Genomic DNA, 16,677 nt, shown 5'->3' with positions numbered 1-16,677 from the left:
CTTGAGCAAGCACGACCCACTCCATAACCACTTCTGACACCGGCGTTTACCCTGCTCTTGGGCAAGCGTCCTTCAATTCGCTGGCGGACGGTACTCACTCGCCGGATTCCGCCGACACACGCTCCCGAAGTTCGCGCCATTCGGTCTCGGGGACACTCCGGAACGCCTCCACGACCCGCGGGTCGAAATGGCTGCCAGCACTTTCTTCGATCTCCTGAACAGCGACGGCGTCTGAAAGCGCCTCGTGATACGGTCGCTTCGACGTGATCGCATCAAACACGTCGGCGACCGCGAATACTCTGGCGAGCAGGGGAATCTGATCGCCCGCCAGTCCACATGGATATCCGCTTCCGTCAAACCGTTCGTGATGAGACCTTACAACGACGACGGCTTCTTCCAGGAAGGGAGTCGCGCTCAGGATTCGTGCCCCCAGCTCCGGATGTTCGCGCATCTGCCGCCACTCGTCATCGGACAAGCCGCCCGGTTTGAGGAGGATCGCATCGGGGACGCCGATTTTTCCGATGTCGTGCAACAATGCTCCGAGTTCCAGCGCACGGAGTTCGGAATCCGCCAGTTTCAACTCCGTCGCGATCCGCAGGGCGAAGGAGCAAACGCGTTCGGAGTGCAGCCCCGTATCGTGTTCGCGCGTGTCCAGGGCCGCTACCAGCGCTCGCACCGCTCCGTAGTACGCTTGGGCCCTTGCCTTGAGCGCCGACTTTTCGCGACGTACGAGCACTCCCGCGATCCCGGCCACGATCCATACCGTGGCCATCTCACCGATCTGGTTGACGTTCTCCTCCGCATGCCCGGCCCACTGCAAGATGACATGCGGCAGATAGACCAGCATGACCGCCGCGGCGGAGATTGCGGCACCGCGAAAGTCGAACCAGATCGCGGCAAGCAGCACCGGCAGAATGAAGAGCTTTCGCATTAAGACGTGAAGAACCAGGAAGTGGCTTTCGCCGCGAGGCGTCCACCAATGTCCTGCTGCCACGATCAGAATCAGCAAGGCGACGGTCAGCACCCGGTGCCGTCCCGCCGCGACGGGGAGCAGATTCGTCGATGCGTGTTCATTCATCGTCATTCAACCAGTTTTGATGCGCCATCGCGTTCGGTCCTTCCCGCGAGGAGCGGCTACCTTGCCGTTCAGCCCGAGGGGGAACGGCACTTTCTCGATCCCAACGGTTTCCCTGTCCGTCGGAAACGGGTTCCGGCCCCGGTGCTCGCCGCTGCAATTTGAGTCCCGAGAACGCCGAACCGGCTGAGAATCGACGGTGTTGCGGAAGGAAATACGGGACTGGCGCATCCAATACGAAGGAGAACTACTGTGCCCGGCGAGCCCGTTCGGCGCGGTTTGCCCGAAGCCGTGGAGACTTCATGACTGGTGCTGACGGCGCTAACGACCCAGCGGACATGCCGTCGCGGCCTCCGCGTTTCTGGAACACGCTTGCGTTCCGAATCGCGATGTTAATCAACACAACCGCCATCTTGGTGCTCGGTTCGGCCGAGTTCATCGACTTCAGACATGAGCGTCGGGCGCTACTCTCACAGGAATACGAGAAGCTCAAGGAGGAAGCGGACGTGCTCGGCGTTGCCCGATCTCGCTTCGGAAACCCGGACGACTTTCAACCTTTCCTCGACGATTTTTGCACGCAGATGAGCTCTGCTGCGTCACCGGGACACCACATTCTGGTGCTCGACCCGAGCGGAACGGTCCCGCTCCGAGCCCATGCCAGGGCGGATCCTGACCTCGAAGGGGAGATGATTGCGGCCGTTCGTGGGCCGAATCCGTCGGCGGAATTCAAGCACCGGAACGCCGTCTACCTTGTGGCAACCGCTGCGACACGGGGCGGCCGATCAATCGTTGTCGCGCAGTCCCTGGATCCGATGCTGCGATTGCTGCGGTCGCGGGCTATCGGCCGGCTTTTCGGCGTTGGTGCCCTCACACTCCTGATTTTCGTGGCAACCGGCGTCGGCCTATGGTTCTGGATTCGCCGCCCTCTCAGGCAACTTGTAGCCGTTGTCGACGAGGTCGGCCGAGGACGATTCCAAACCCGGGCGGATGGTGTGGGTAGTGCCGAAGTTCAGTTCCTTGCGAGGGGAATCAACGCGATGGCACAGTCTCTAGGCCGGGTCGAAAACACCCGCAGGGCAGAGATGGAGCGCGCCCGCAAAATCCAACAACGTCTCTTGCCACCGCGTGAGACCCGACTGCACGGCCTGAGCCTCTTTTCAGCTTTTCTGCCCACGACAAGTGTAGCCGGCGACTTGTTCGATTGCGTGGAACTCCCCGACGGATCCGTCGTTCTGGCGGTGATCGACGTTGCGGGACACGGCGTGCCCGCCGCTCTCTACACCGCCCTTCTCCGCACCGTGCTGCGTTACGAGATAAACGGCACGTCCGGCCTCGATGACCTGCTTTCAAGAACGAATCGGCAGCTTCAAGCGGTGTCCGATGCGGGGGACTTTGCCACATGCTTTGTCGTCCGAGTCGAACCAGACCACCAGAACATTCAATTCTCCAAAGCCGGTCACGATGCCGCGATCCTGCTTCATCTGGACGGTTCCGTGGACCTTCTTGAAACTGAGGGCCTGCCGCTCGGGATTTCACCGGGTGAAGGCTATCAATCCGGTAGCGTGCCGTTTCGGCCTCAAGACCGGCTGATACTGTACACGGATGGATTGCACGAGTTGTTTGACGCGGGAGGCGTGCCTTTCGGCCGGGAGCGGTTGCTTCAACTCGTGCAAACTACCCGGCAACTCTCACCGGAAGAACAGGTCAGCCACATCATCGCGAAGGCACAGGAATTTCAGGGGTCATCTGCGTTCGGCGATGACGTGACGCTTGTCATCCTTCAACGAGACTGATTCGAGGCTCACCAGCTCATGTCGCATACCGCAACCGCCCAAGCATCTGCGGCACCACCCAAATCGCCGTCGCCGGCGCTGGCCTTTGGGCTATCATCTTGGAGTAAGAGGACTTATGCTACCCGATACGCGGTCCAGCGGGACAGACTCCGACCAGGTAGCAAGGCGAACGCGGTGGACGAACGGCAACTCATCACAGCATGTCGAGCGATGGACCGCAGCGCTCAGCGGCGGCTCTACGACCAGACGGTTGAGCGGGTATACCGCCTCATCTTCCGCATGGTCAGGAACGCCGACGATGCCTTTGACCTCACGCAGGAGGTTTACGTTCGGGTCTTGACTCGGATTGACGAGTTTCGCGCCGAGTGCTCACTCGCCACGTGGATTCACCGAATCGCGGTGAACGAGACCCTCGCATTCCTTCGCCGCCGACAAACCCAGAATCGCCACCTGAATTCGTCCGCCCGCCGGGACGAGGCCCGGTCCGCTTACGTGTTGGGACAGGACGAGCAGCTCGACGTGCAGACGGCACTCGACCAGCTCTCGGAAGAGGACCGGTTGATCCTATTTCTACGGTATGACCAGGGACATGATTACCGGGCAATCGGGGAACTGCTGGAGTGCGCGGAAGGGACCGTCGCCTCACGCCTCTCCAGGGCACGGCAACGCCTCAGGGAGGCATTGACGGACGGCTATTCTTTTAGGGAAGGAACCCGGGCTCCTGCGCATCAAAATGATGGAAGTGGGCATCTTCGATTGACCGGCGTCGACGCTGGTGACCGGGAAACACAAGAATTCGGTGCCAAGCGTCGCGCCGCGGGCGGTGAACGGCCATGACATGCACTGAGATCAAAGACAACCTTGGTCCTTACGTGGACGATGAACTTCCGCCCACGGATGCACAGCGCTTGCGAGCCCATCTTGCTCAGTGCGACTCGTGCAGCGCCGAAGTCGCTTCACTGCGCGAACTCGCCGCCGCGATTGCCGACGGACCCGCTACGCAGGTTCCTCCCTCACTCTGGACGGCAATTGATCGGCGTCTTTCCGGGCAGGCATCGGGTACTGTCTCACTGAGGCCCCGCAGACGCGCCGCGCCCGCCATTCGCATCGCAGCGATGATTGCGCTCGTCGTGGGCTTGGGCGGACTCGCTTTCGTCGTTCGACAGGGCGAAAGCACGGCCCAGGCGTCAACCATCGACTTTGGCGTGATTCTCGATGCGCTGCCGCTCGACCCGCAGAAGGCGTTTTCGCGTTTCCTGACGCTCTACAAAGGTGTGGAGATTTCGCCTGGTCAAGCTCGTTCCTTTGCCCCCGATTTGGACTTCGAGGTGCCGGCCATGCTTCCAGGCGGTTTTCAGCGATCGAACACATATGGCCTGCGCTTCGGTTCGAATCCCGGCGTCGCCGCGCGCTACGAGAAATCCGGCGAGTTGCTCGTTGCGATCTTCCATCCCACGGTCCACCCAGAGCAGTTTGGCACGCACAAGGATTATCCCTGTGTCGTCGGTGACCACCACGGCCATGCGGTGGCGGTTGGCGATTGGCGCCTTGTCCATGTGACCGATCCGGTCACCTGCCATTGCGTACTTAGTCGGCTCGACGAAACTGAGTTGGCTCCGGTACTGAAGGCAGTCGCCCCGCGCTCGAAGCCCTCCGAATCATCAGGCCACTAAATTCGGTGCTCCAGCTACTTCCGGCAGCACGACGGCACAGCCGCATTAGCATTCGACTTGTCCTGCTCCGCCGGACAACGATCCTTGCAAACCAATTTCCCGGTGAGCGGGCACACAATGCGACCGGGGCAGTCTGGTCGGTCGTGATCCACAGTTGGGCACTTGTCGCGGCAGACCAGTTCGCCGATCCGAGGGCAGACGACTCTACCCGGACAGTCCGGGCGGTCCGCCTGAGCCGTGGCAAGCTTTGCTGCACCCAGCGTTGCCAAACCCAGACCAGTCAAAGTGATAATCATGACCTTCGATTTCTTCATGATCGACTCCTTTTCTTCGCGGGCCGCAATTCTCGAAGCACCGCGCATTCGCCCGAGGAGGCGCGGCATCGATTCAATGCCCGAGCCAACATGGATCGGACGTGCTTTAGATCGCCCAGCTTACGGTCGATTTCAGCCAATCGGCGCTCCAAGAGCGGTCGCACTTTGGATCGGCAGGCACTCAAACCGGCCTCGTCGAGTTCGAGCAGCCTCCGGATGTCGTCCAACGCGAACCCGATCGCTTGAGCTGAGCGGATGAATCGGAGCCGCTCCACGGTCCGATCGTCGTAGAGCCGATACCCCGCTCGACTCCTACTTAGCGGGATTCGTCGGATTTGCAGGTTGACGCATTTCGACGCGTTTCTTCGCCGTAGAACCGTGGTCGAATTGCACGTCGCGAGTCCATTGGCATTCAATCACCGGCGATTAGCATTAGCCCACGATCAGTCCAAGCGCCGGCTTGGTTTCATTGATGCTCCAACAACGTGGTGGCGTAGCCAGCGGCAATCATTGCCTCAACCACCTGATCGGCGGCACGCGGACTGCCGGCGGCGTACCGAACCACCGCCGTCTTGGTCGGGTAGTCAACCTCGACGGACGCCACATTCGGGAGCTTGGCCAGCGCCGCGCGCAGCCCGGTCGCGCATCCGTCGCAGGTCATCCCTTCGATACGGAACTTGGCCGTGGCGAGGGGTACATCCGGTGCGAGAGCACTCTGCGATGTCGGAGCCGCGAACAGGTAGCCGACATAGTTCGGGAAGAGCACGAACGCGCCGACCAAGCCCGTGGCCGTCCACAGCATGATTCGGTTGACCGCACGCAGCCTCCGGTTGGGGGCCGCGCAGTCGAAGTCCGGAGCGCAGGTTGCCCGACGGAAGTAGACTGTGTAGAACCCGAAGCTCAGGAAAACGAGCGCGCCCGTGATGAAGTAGAGTCGGTACGCCTCGAAGAACCCGGCTACGCCCGCCGCCGACACACCGAACGCGATCAGAACCAGCGGGAGCCAGCAGCAGGCCGACGAGAGGATCGCAGCCAGCACCGACCCGCCCGCCGCGACAACGCCCGCCCGGCGACTGGGCACTTCGACGCCGTGCGCGCCAGATAATGTCCGGCAGCTATCCTCGCGGGCCCTGTCCGTCAGTTTCTTATGTGCAGCACCGGAAACGCAGCAGTCCTCGCGGTCGCCGAGACCGCGTCGTGCCGACCCATCCTCGCGGCCAGCAAGTCTGAACCCCTGCTCCACGACTTCCTGCACGCTCCTCAGGCAGCAGCCGCCCATCGGATTCATGTATTCGCAGCGGCAACCCGGCCCCTTCATCGCCGTCTTGATGCTGTCCAGCACCGTCGATAGACCCGTCTGGAGTATCTCCTCGTGGATTTCCTCGATGCTGTGGTCGAAGCAGTAGCACACCGGACGGGGCGGTGCGGTCTCCTTCAATCCGAACCGTACAGAGAGGTCGGTCTTGTCGAAGGCGGTGGCGCCGTCGGCGCCAAAGTAGACCGTCCCACATTCCGGCGTGGAGCACACATGGTAGGGGTCGTCCCCGATGTCCTCCCTGCACTTCGGGCGGAGCAGGCTTACGAGCGTCACGCGCCTAACCTTACTTCCATTGTTCCCACATTGAGGGCAACGCGGCATGTGTGTTCCTCTGACGCGGCCTGAGTGCGATTGGCCCGATCGCGATCAACCTTTCCTGGCGCAGCAGGGCGGCACCTCGGCCTGTGGTGCGTCGGCTGTCGCGCCGCTCTTGTGGAGCGGGCAGCGATCCTTGCAAACTAGGTCCCCAGTCAACGGACAGACGATCCGACCTGGGCAGTCAGGACGGTTCGGATCGACGGTCGGGCATTCGTCCCGGCAAACGATCTCGCCCGTCTGTGGACAGGTGATCTTACCAGGACAGTCCGGGCGCTCGGCGCGCGACTGTGCCAGCACGATGCCCGCGACGGCAACAAGTCCAACGGCGGCGGCGAAAGCCAGCGTGAGTGGCCTGAGTGTACTCATCAGTTCGATCTCCGTATTCCGCGTTTCCGTTTCAAGTCCGCCACGACGGCGCACCCTTTCTTCGATTTGCGGCAGCGCTCAAGCGCGTCGGCCAGCGTGGCTCGCACGCGGCGCAGGTCGGCGAGCTTCTCATCGACCTCGGCCATCCGCCGCCCGATCAGCGCCTGCACTTGCTTGCAGGGCGAGTCCCCGTTCAACTGCAGTAGCGCGCGGATGTCGTCCAGCGTGAATCCGACGGCCTGTGCCGCGCGGATGAACTCCAGTCGCTCGACGGCGCTATTGTCGTACAGGCGGTAGCCCGCCCGGCTGCGGTCGGTCGGCGAAAGGAGCCCCTTGCGCTCGTAGTACCTCAGCGTCGTGGTGGCCACGCCCGCCGATTGGGCTGTCTCGCCGATGGTTAGTTGTCCCGCGTTTTGCGTTCTCATGGTTTCACCTCGCTAAGTATACACCTTATACCTACATGTAAGGTCAAGAGACGCCAGGAAGAGATCGGAGTGATTGACTCTAAATCCTTACGCGGTAGCTTGTTACGGCCACGTACACGAACTCAAAACGCCCGTAGGCACCGACCCGAATCGACACTGATGAGGCACTGAGCTGTGATCCGCGGGCGTTTAATGGTCGGCCCCTTGAAAGACGTCCCGCTAGTTAGCCCTCTGAGGATTGCGGTCCCGCCCGAGCGCTGAGTAGAACACGGGGAGCACCAAGAGAGTCAGGAATGTCGACGTGACGACGCAGCCGATCACGACTGTCGCCAGCGGCCGCTGCACTTCCGCGCCGACGCCGGTATTCAGCGCCATGGGAACAAACCCGAGACTGGCGACCAATCCTGTCATCAGAACAGGCCGAATCCTCGTGAGGGCTGCCTCACGGATGGCATCGCGGAGACTCCTGCCCTGTTCCATCAGCCCGCGCAGAAACGAGACAAACACCATATCGCCGAGAACCGAGACGCCCGACATGGCCACGAATCCAACGCCGGCCGACACGCTAAAGGGCATGTCTCGAAGGTGTAGGGCGACTATGCCCCCGATCGCGGCAAGGGGCAGCGTCATGAATATTCGAATCACGTCCATCACTCGTCCGTAGGTCAGATATAAGAGTAGGAATATCAGCAGCAAGGCCAGCGGAACGACGATCATCAACCGACGACTCGCGCGTTCCAGATGCTCGAATTGACCGCCGAATCGTACGTAGTAACCGGTCGGGAGTACCACCTCGGAGGCAATCCGCTCCTCGACATCCTTCACGAGGCCGCCGATATCTCTACCACGGGCGTTGCACTGCACGATAAGGCGGCGTTTGCTCCATTCGCGGTTGATGGTGGACGGCCCTTCCGTGATGCGTAATTCTGCAAGCCGATACAGCGGCAGGCGCTCGCCCGACGCAGTAGGAATCAGCAGGTTGCCGACCCGCTCTGGATCCGTTCGATACTCGTCTGGAAGTCGGACCGTCAGCGGAAATCGTACTTGACCCTGTCGGATTTCACCCATCTGGAGGTTGCCGATCGAGGCTATAAAATCGAGCACGTCGCCGGCGGAAATCCCGTAGCGTGCCAGTTGATTCTGTCGCACGCGGATTTCCAATAGGGGCTGCCCCGTGACCTGCTCGACCGTCACATCGCTCGCGCCCGGCACGCGTTCCAACAGTCCAGCGATTTCATCGCCAATCGATTTCAGAGCTTCAAAATCATCACCGAAGACCTTGATCCCGAGATCGCTGCGTATGCCCGCCACCATTTCATTGACGCGCATTTCGATGGGTTGCGTGAAGATAGCGCGCATCGCGGGCATTCCGGCAAGCACTGTCTCCATTTGCTCGACGAGCTCCGCCTGTGTGCCGGCCCGGGTCCATTCATCACGAGGCTTGAGGGTCAGGAACACGTCTGTCAATTCAAGTCCCATGGGATCTGTTGCAACTTCGGCTGTTCCGGTTCGTGACCAGATGTGCAGGATTTCATCCGGAAACTCTGCCAACATGAGTTTCTCTAGTTGCGTTCCATACCGGACTGACTCATCCACTGAGACGCCCGCCAGACGTACCGTGTTGATGACCAGCGCCTCTTCGGATAACCGAGGAATGAACACCGTTCCGAGTCGAGACCCCAGAAAGACCCCACCGGCGAGTGCGATCGCTACAGCCGAAAGTACCAGCACGCGATGGCGTAGCACAAAGTCCAAGGCCGGTGTATAGACTCGCTTTGCAGCCCGAACCAAAATGGGGTCTCGCTCGCGCGGCTTCCTCGGTAGCAGCAGGCTGGCGAGTACGGGCATCAACGTAAGCGACAGCACGAGCGATCCGATCAGGGCAAAGATGACGGTGAGTGCCATTGGGCGAAACAGCTTTCCTTCAATCCCCTCCAGCGTCAGGATCGGCAGATAGACGATCATGATAATCAGTTCGCCGAACATCGTAGGCTTACGAACTTCGATAGCGGCGTCGCGCACCACGTCAATTCGCGACCGCTTGCCCCCATCATGTGCAAGGTGCCGTACGCTGTTCTCGATCTGAATGACCGAACTGTCTACGATCAAGCCAAAGTCTATCGCTCCCAGGCTCATCAAGCTGCCCGCGATACCCGCTTGAAGCATGCAATTGGCGGCGAACAGCATCGACAAGGGTATGGCCGCGGCGACAATCAGCCCGGCTCGCAGGTTTCCTAGGAAAACAAAGAGCACAGCTATGACGAGGATTGCGCCCTCGACCAGATTCGTCTGCACAGTGTGAAGGACGTGGTCGACCAGTTCCGTGCGATCGTACACCGCGGTTACGTTGACATCTTCCGGCAACGATGGGCGAATCTCCTCCATTCGCGCCTTCATGCGTTCGGTGACTTCGCGCGTGTTTTCGCCCATCAGCATAAAGCCGAGCCCGAGCACCGCTTCACCTTGGCCGGCGTAGGTGACGGCGCCTCGGCGAATCTCGTGACCGTCAACGACTCGGCCGAGGTCGCGTATGTACACCGGCACGCCATCCTCGGACTTTATGACGACTTCTTCGACCTGCTCAAGCGTTGTGAGCAACCCGACGCCCTGCACTAACAGTGATTCGCCGGCTCTGGTGATGTTGCCGCCGCCGACATTCATGTTGTTTCGCCGCAGGGCCTCGAAGACGTCGAGGAGCGTCAGATCATACTTCAGCAATCGGGCGGGATCGACGACGACCTGGTACTGGCGCTCACGACCACCCCAGCTATTGACTTCCGCGACGCCCGAAACGCTTCGCAATTGCGGCTTGACAATCCAGTCCTGAATCGTACGCAGTTCACTCAGGCTGCGTGTCTGGCTGGTCAAGATGTAGTGGAACACTTCACCGAGTCCCGTCGCTACCGGGCCCATCGTCGGGCTTGGCAGGCCCTCGGGCAGGTCAACCGTGCCCAACCGCTCCATCACGAGCTGCCGCGCAAAGTAAATGTCGACGCCGTCCTCAAAAATGACCGTGACTTGCGACAGTCCGAACTTCGAAAGCGACCGGACTTCCTTGAGCGACTTCAGGCCGCTGATGGACTGTTCCACCGGAAACGTGATCTGCTGTTCGATCTCCAGTGGCGTCAAGGCCGGCGCAACGGTGTTGATCTGCACCTGCACAGGCGTCGTGTCCGGAAACGCGTCAACCGGAAGATGCGCAGCCGAGAATGCGCCCGTAATGACGACCAACGCGGTCAGTGCGATGACGAGAAAGCGATACCGTAGCGACCATTCAATGATTGCATTCAGCATACGATGTCACCTTCCTGGTTCGACTTCGCAACACCCAGCGCCGATGCTGCCCTTGAGGATCTCCGTCTTCATCAAGAAACTGCCGATGCTGGCAATGGCTTCGCCCTCCTTCAGGCCGTTGAGAATCTCCACGAATCCGTTGGCGCGGGCGCCTAGCACGACCTTGCGAGGCTGAAAGACCGTTTCAGATTCCTCGACGAACACGAGCTGACAACATCCGTCGGTCTGGACGGCATCGACGGGAACTCCTACCACATGCTCGTTGTCATGGAGGACAATTCTCGCTTGTCCGAACATCTTGGCGCGGAGCAGGCCTTCAGGATTCGGCAGGCTTGCCCGAAGGCGAACGGTTCGCGTGCGATCGCTCACTTGGCTACTGATCCAGGCGACCTTTCCCTCAAAGTTGGCGCCCGACATGCTGTCCACGATGAACTGTACTGGCAGTCCGACCCGCAGTTGACGCAGGTCGCGCTCGTACACATCGGCCATGAGCCACATCTCCGAGGTGTCAACCACAACAAAGAGCACGTTATCTGCTTCTACCGACTCGCCGACGGACACGGCGCGATCGACGACGCGCCCGGAAGCGGGACTTCTCAGCTCGAAGCGAGAAAGCGATTCGTGCGGCTCGCTTCCAATCTTGGCGATCTGATCCTGATTCAAACCCAGGATGTGCAGCCGGCGCTCGGCGGACTCCAAAGCAGTCCGGGTTATTTCAACCCCGCGTTCCGCAGACAGCCGCGCCTGATCGACGTTAAAGCCGACCTCCTCACGTATGGCGACAAAATCAGCTTCGGCAGCCGCAAGCGCGCTTTGGGCGGCCTGATAATCCCGCTCGCTGTTGATCTTCTTTTGCTGAAGCGTCTCCGCTCGTGCGGCTTCCGACTTCGCCAATTGCAGCGCAGCATGAGCCCGCAGCAGCTTCGCCTTCGCGTCGCCCACCGGCGATTTATCGAGTGCCTCGCGAATCTGGACGGGCTGCGCGTCCGCCGTGCATACATCGAGCATTCGCCGCGTCCCTTCATAAATCGTGCCGACGCGTTCGAGGTCCGCCTTTGCCAGCTTGAGATTCTGGGCGCGTTCGATGTACTCGCTCTTGGCCTCTCCGAGGCTGGGGCTGTCGATGACGACCAGTCGATCACCGACGTTCACGTTGCTACCAAGTTCTACGGGAACTTCCCGGATCACTCCGGACACCAACGGCGTCACGCGAGTCATACGAGTCGCGTCGAACTCGATCTCAGCAGGGACATCAATCGTCGCAGACATCGTTCGCCGTCCAACTCTTTCAACCGTGATTCCCGCCTTCCGGACGATACTGGGATCAAGAAAGGTCACGCGAAGCGTATCGACCTGGCACAAGGGATCGCTCGCGCCTGTCAGGATTCGAGGCGAGCGCTCCAACAGGATTCCCTTAAGTTTGTCGTCAATCACGTTGGTCGCCGCCGGCCGCATGGCCGCCCATTTCTCGCGCACCTGCGGATTGCAGATCGTGCATTGAGTCTCCGGCAGCCCATGTTCACCGCACCAGTCGTTGGCGCCCTTGAAACCGGCGATCAGGGCCGAATTGCATCGGGTGCAAACGGACTCGGGAACCCCGTGCTCCGAGCACCACTTTCCAGCGAAGCGCGATTCGTCATCGTCAGGCGTGTTGCCCATGCTTCTCGAATCGCCGTGTTGATCCTGGTTAGAGGCTGCGGGATTGAGCTTGTGCCATTCCGCCTCGACTTCCGGGTGACAGGACACACACTGCGACTCAGGTAGTCCGTGCTCCTCGCACCAGTCACTCGCCTCCTTAAACGCGGCAATCAATGACGAATTGCACCGCGTGCAGACCGACTCCGGTACACCGTGTCCGCCGCACCAGCCCTTATCGAGCGTCGGCTCGATCGGGCTGGAAGCAGGACCGAGGGAACTCGTCCCGCTCTCGGACACGGAGGCGGCTCCGGCTTTCTCCTTGGCCGCGTTCGCAGGATCGAGCTTGGCCCATTCCGCCTTGATCTCCGGGCGGCAGATTGTGCACTGCGACTCAGGAAGATTGTGTTCCGCGCACCAATCGCTGGCGTCCTTGAATTGCGGAATGAGCGATGCGTTGCACCGAGTACAGACGGATTCCGGCACGCCATGCCCGCTACACCAGCCCTTGTCAAGGGTGGGGGCTAGGGCGCTGGCAGCAGGGCCATTGGACGTACCAGAGCCGTCGTCGCCTGATGAGCTTGTGGGTCCGCCAGATCCGCTGTCCGCTTTTTTTTCGCAGCCGACCGATGAGAAGCACGCAACGATCGCGCAAGCGATCACTATCGACATCCAACGTCTTTCTTGCATTGATGATCTCCTGACAATGGGATTCGTTTCCAGTTGCTGAACTTCGCACCTGATTGCGCTATCAACAAACAGCTCCGCGTACACCGATTGGGCGCGCGGTCAATGAGGGCATCGAAATTGTTAACGGAGATCAGATCAGCAGTGGAACGTCGGATACTGGGAAGGGCAGTCTGGAACCTGGCAAGGAGTGAAGGGAATCAGGGCGAATCCTCGGACAGGCCATTGAGTTGATGACGATGACCACGAGGATGGCCGGTTGGGCGTCAAGTGCGGCGGCTTTGGACTCGTCAGACGGTTTGACCGCTCCAGCGCAGATACCTGCGCACGCCTCACATTTTCGAGGAGTTGAATCCGGTACCGTCGTGTCTGTGTTGCAGCCATCCTCCACATCGGTACAGCAAGCCGACCCCAAGGGCTCATCGTTACTTGCCCGAAGGGACTCGTGATCGCAGCAGGCGACAAGCACGCCCGCCTTGCAGAGCGCAGGCGGACCAACCAGCAGGCACGCCATCAACAGTCTGACCGCTCCTCGAATCATCACGTCTATTCTACCCTCTGACCCGACGCCCGTCGAATGCCGGTCGATAATGCCGCCCCCTCCCGGAACCCAGATCGAAGCAGCCGTAGGCCGTTTGCCGTAACCAACAGCGAAGCACCCATATCGGCCGCGATGGCCATCCAGAGGTTTGCCAGCCCGGGGACCGCGAGTACCAGGAATACCGCCTTGATGCCCAAGGAAAGGGCGATGTTCTGCATGATCACGCGGCGCGTGCGACGGCTGTGGCGCAAGAGCCAGGGGAGCTTGCGTAGGTCGTCGGTCATCAGGGCGATGTCGGCAGTTTCCAAGGCGGCGTCGGTGCCCCCGACGCCCATCGCGATGCCGACGCTCGCGGCCGCCAGTGCCGGCGCATCGTTGATTCCGTCGCCAACCATGAGTACGTGCTCGTGCGAGTGTCGGAGCGCTTCGACGGCCTTGACCTTGTCCGCCGGGAGTAGCTCGCCGCGCGGTTCAATTCCGCCGCATTCCTTGGCGATCGCTTCGGCCGTTCCAGTGTTGTCCCCCGTCAGCATGATGACGCGTTCAATGCCGTCGCGACGCAGAGACTGTATAGCCTCCGGGGCTTCCTCGCGCAAGCCGTCGGCGAGAAGGATGACACCGAGAGGACGCTTTTCCGACGCGATGCCGACGACCGTGTGATTGCAATCCTCATGCTCGGTCATCACTCGATGAATCTCGTCGGTGCAGACGTTTTTCTCTTCGAGTAAGCGATGGTTGCCGAGGAAGTGACGAGTGCCGTCCACGGTCGCCTGTGCACCCTTACCGCGAATAGCCTGATAATCGTGGCAAGGCGGCGGCGAGATTCCTCGTTCGTTGGCGAAATCGACGATGGCCCGCGCGATCGAGTGTTCACTGCGTTGCTCGATCGCGGCTGCGAGTTCCAACAACCCCTGCTCCGTGGCATCGCCGAGCGGTATTACCTCTTGAACGACCGGTTTGCCGTGCGTCAGCGTCCCTGTCTTGTCGATGGCGATCACGCGAGTCCGGCCGACGGCTTCCAGGAATTCGCCTCCTTTGATGAGCACGCCGTTTCGGGCGGCGGCGGCCAAGCCGCTCACGACCGAAACGGGCGTCGAAATGACCAGGGCGCAGGGGCATGCGATGACCAGCAAAACGAGTGCGCGGTAGAACCACGCCGACCATGCTGCGCCGAAAAACAGAGGCGGCACGATGCACAATAGTACGGCGCCGATGACGACGGCCGGTGTGTAATACCGAGCGAACGTCTCGACGAACTGCTCGGATCGAGAACGGCGAGACTGAGCCTGCTCGACCAGACGAATAACGCCTGCTAGCACAGTGTCGCCGGCAGCTTTGGTGACCCTGACGGTGACGGCGCCGTCCTGGTTTACGGTACCGGCGAAGACCTCGTCACCAGGCGCCTTGTCAACCGGAGCTGATTCGCCGGTGATTGGGGCTTGATTGACCGTCGTTTCGCCTTCCACGACTTCGCCATCAAGCGGAAACTTTTCACCCGGACGGATGACGATTCGGCTCCCAACCTCTACGTCCTCAACCGCGAGTTCGCGCTCCGATCCATCCTCTTGCAACACTCGGGCCCGTTCCGGACTGAGTTCCATGAGGGATTGGATTGCACGTCGCGCGCGGTTGACGCTCCATGTTTCCAGCAGGTGGGAAATAGCAAAGAGAACAGCGACGGCTGCACCTTCGAGCCACTCACCGAGTCCGACCGCGCCGATGACCGCCACTGTCATCAGCACATTCATGTCGAGGCGTAGCCGACGCAGCGAAGACCATGCCTTGGGCAGAACAAAACGCCAGGCAGCGGCGATGGCGAGTGTGTATGCTATCGCCGCCGGCCACGGGGCATGAAGAATCATACTTGCGGGAAACAACGACAACGCAGCGCCGATGGCCGCTGCGGCGGCGGAAGTCACAGCCATCCAGAACGGGCCCTTGGGAGACGGAGCTCGCGCGTCATTCGGCCCCGTAGATGAGTCCTCCAAGACCGATGCCTTCATGCCCGTAGTCCGAACCCGTCGGATGATCTCGTCCACGTCGATTCGGGCGGGATCATGTTCAACCGTCATGGACGACTGCATCAGATTGAACGACAGGTCATCGACACCATCCACAGCCAGGCATTGCTGCAGCTCCGCGATTTCGTCGGGGCAGTCCATGCCTGCTACGCGGAATTGCGTGGACGTTTTGGCCACTTTCAAGCTCCATCCCGATCAGTTGGCACTATCGATTGCTCGGGGTCGGTATCAACGCATCTACCGACATGATGCCGAATTCGTACGATGAAACCGTCAGATGCCTGCACAGGAAAAACAGCCTCAAAACGCGCGTGGCGAACGCGTCGGGCGCTTCGCGGAACTCGGCGTACACTTGCCTTGGTTTCGGCGAGTGTTTGTCCCGTGGCATTGTCGATCCGCACATGAACGTGAGCGGGCCGCGATGAACGACGAACGTATCCAACTACCGAGATTCCGTCGTCCGTTCGGTAGGCGTGTATGTCGCGGTAATGTCCGCGTTCGTCGGGAACCTTTTCCAGTCGGAGCGCGCCGGAATCGAATAGATCTACTCGACCGGGCGCACACCCAGTAATAAATGCTGCGCCAGCTACCGACACCAAGATTCCGATGACCCGAAATATCATCGCGCATCGTTCCGCCGTCATTTCGCGCCCTTTCGCCGCAGGTGACACCACACAATCGGAAATGAGATCGCCGATATCGTGACGAACACCGCCATTACGATTCCCTGAAGAGGGAAGTACCAATGGCCATACTTCGCGCGATGACTGGCCATGTCGTGGTACAGAAGCCAGTCGACGAGCACGGCGAGTACCACGAAGGGAATCGTCCATGCCACCATGCTGCGTACGCTCGGCGGTTTCGGCGAACGCCGTGCGCTTTGGCTCCCGCCTCGCCGGCGCCTACGGTTTCGCTTTTTCCTTGTCATGATCGTGGCCAGCGTGATCGTCATCATGTCCCTTGTGGTCGCCGTGAGTCTTGCATTCGCCGTGTCCGACACAGCGAAGCTTGGTTCCCTCGCGGACCCACAGATGAGCATCATCCCCCTCGCCGGTCACGAAGTACTGCGTTTCACTCTTGACCGGCTGGGCGGTTCCGGGCTGCGCAAAAAGATTGGCAGCGCAGGCAGTCAAGCCAACGCCCAGAAACAGACCTACAGCAACGCTCTTCAGACTTACATTTCGCATGACTTGTCTCCTTGGCAAAGTGCCACATGA

At 60.6% G+C, this 16,677-nt stretch carries 14 protein-coding genes; 3 read left to right on the top strand and 11 right to left on the bottom strand.

Annotation, left to right across the window (positions count from 1 at the left end):
• Positions 1–94: 94 nt before the first annotated feature.
• A complete protein-coding gene (locus KF841_15425; protein MBX3396747.1) occupies positions 95–1,078 on the bottom strand; it encodes an HD-GYP domain-containing protein in 984 nt (327 codons plus the stop codon).
• A gap of 299 nt (positions 1,079–1,377) precedes the next feature.
• Between KF841_15425 and KF841_15420 the strand changes: the two genes are divergently transcribed.
• The 3 genes from KF841_15420 (at position 1,378) to KF841_15410 (ending at position 4,541) form a co-directional block, all read left to right on the top strand.
• On the top strand, positions 1,378–2,868 hold the full coding sequence (locus KF841_15420; protein MBX3396746.1) for a SpoIIE family protein phosphatase: 1,491 nt from the start codon (positions 1,378–1,380) through the stop codon (positions 2,866–2,868).
• Positions 2,869–3,042: 174 nt separating this feature from the next.
• Positions 3,043–3,705: an RNA polymerase sigma factor gene (locus tag KF841_15415; GenBank protein ID MBX3396745.1), complete on the top strand. Its 663-nt coding sequence runs from the start codon at positions 3,043–3,045 to the stop codon at positions 3,703–3,705.
• Entirely contained in the window at positions 3,702–4,541 is an 840-nt protein-coding gene (locus KF841_15410; protein MBX3396744.1) for a zf-HC2 domain-containing protein, read from the top strand. Before KF841_15415 ends, KF841_15410 begins: the two co-directional genes overlap by 4 nt.
• A gap of 14 nt (positions 4,542–4,555) precedes the next feature.
• On the opposite strand, the gene KF841_15405 is transcribed toward KF841_15410, so the two are convergent.
• The 10 genes from KF841_15405 to KF841_15360 form a co-directional block, all read right to left on the bottom strand.
• Positions 4,556–4,855, bottom strand: coding sequence for a hypothetical protein (locus KF841_15405; GenBank protein MBX3396743.1), 300 nt, complete (start codon positions 4,853–4,855; stop codon positions 4,556–4,558).
• Complete coding sequence (locus tag KF841_15400; protein ID MBX3396742.1) at positions 4,852–5,130, bottom strand: MerR family DNA-binding protein; 279 nt, start codon at positions 5,128–5,130, stop codon at positions 4,852–4,854. The genes KF841_15405 and KF841_15400 overlap by 4 nt, the downstream gene beginning before the upstream one ends.
• A 191-nt stretch (positions 5,131–5,321) precedes the next feature.
• Complete coding sequence (locus KF841_15395; protein ID MBX3396741.1) at positions 5,322–6,494, bottom strand: cation transporter; 1,173 nt, start codon at positions 6,492–6,494, stop codon at positions 5,322–5,324.
• 45 nt (positions 6,495–6,539) lie between these two features.
• Positions 6,540–6,857 carry a hypothetical protein gene (locus KF841_15390; protein MBX3396740.1) on the bottom strand — a complete coding sequence of 106 codons (318 nt, stop codon included), beginning with the start codon at positions 6,855–6,857 and terminating at the stop codon, positions 6,540–6,542.
• A complete protein-coding gene (locus KF841_15385) occupies positions 6,857–7,282 on the bottom strand; it encodes a heavy metal-responsive transcriptional regulator (GenBank protein ID MBX3396739.1) in 426 nt (141 codons plus the stop codon). The genes KF841_15390 and KF841_15385 overlap by 1 nt, the downstream gene beginning before the upstream one ends.
• A gap of 219 nt (positions 7,283–7,501) precedes the next feature.
• The gene (locus tag KF841_15380; GenBank protein MBX3396738.1) at positions 7,502–10,576 is read right to left on the bottom strand and encodes an efflux RND transporter permease subunit; all 3,075 of its coding nucleotides are present in this window, start codon (positions 10,574–10,576) and stop codon (positions 7,502–7,504) included.
• 6 nt (positions 10,577–10,582) lie between these two features.
• Positions 10,583–12,901: an efflux RND transporter periplasmic adaptor subunit gene (locus KF841_15375; GenBank protein ID MBX3396737.1), complete on the bottom strand. Its 2,319-nt coding sequence runs from the start codon at positions 12,899–12,901 to the stop codon at positions 10,583–10,585.
• Positions 12,902–13,444: 543 nt separating this feature from the next.
• Positions 13,445–15,601, bottom strand: a complete 2,157-nt coding sequence (cadA, locus tag KF841_15370; protein MBX3396736.1) for a cadmium-translocating P-type ATPase — start codon at positions 15,599–15,601, stop codon at positions 13,445–13,447.
• 499 nt (positions 15,602–16,100) lie between these two features.
• Positions 16,101–16,301, bottom strand: coding sequence for a hypothetical protein (locus KF841_15365; GenBank protein MBX3396735.1), 201 nt, complete (start codon positions 16,299–16,301; stop codon positions 16,101–16,103).
• Between the two features lie 61 nt (positions 16,302–16,362).
• Complete coding sequence (locus KF841_15360) at positions 16,363–16,647, bottom strand: hypothetical protein (protein ID MBX3396734.1); 285 nt, start codon at positions 16,645–16,647, stop codon at positions 16,363–16,365.
• Positions 16,648–16,677 lie beyond the last annotated feature (30 nt).

The organism is Phycisphaerae bacterium (genome assembly GCA_019636475.1).
Taxonomy (GTDB): domain Bacteria; phylum Planctomycetota; class Phycisphaerae; order UBA1845; family UTPLA1; genus JADJRI01.
Note: the sequence above shows the minus strand (reverse complement) of the source record. Positions and strands in the feature narration are given on the sequence as shown.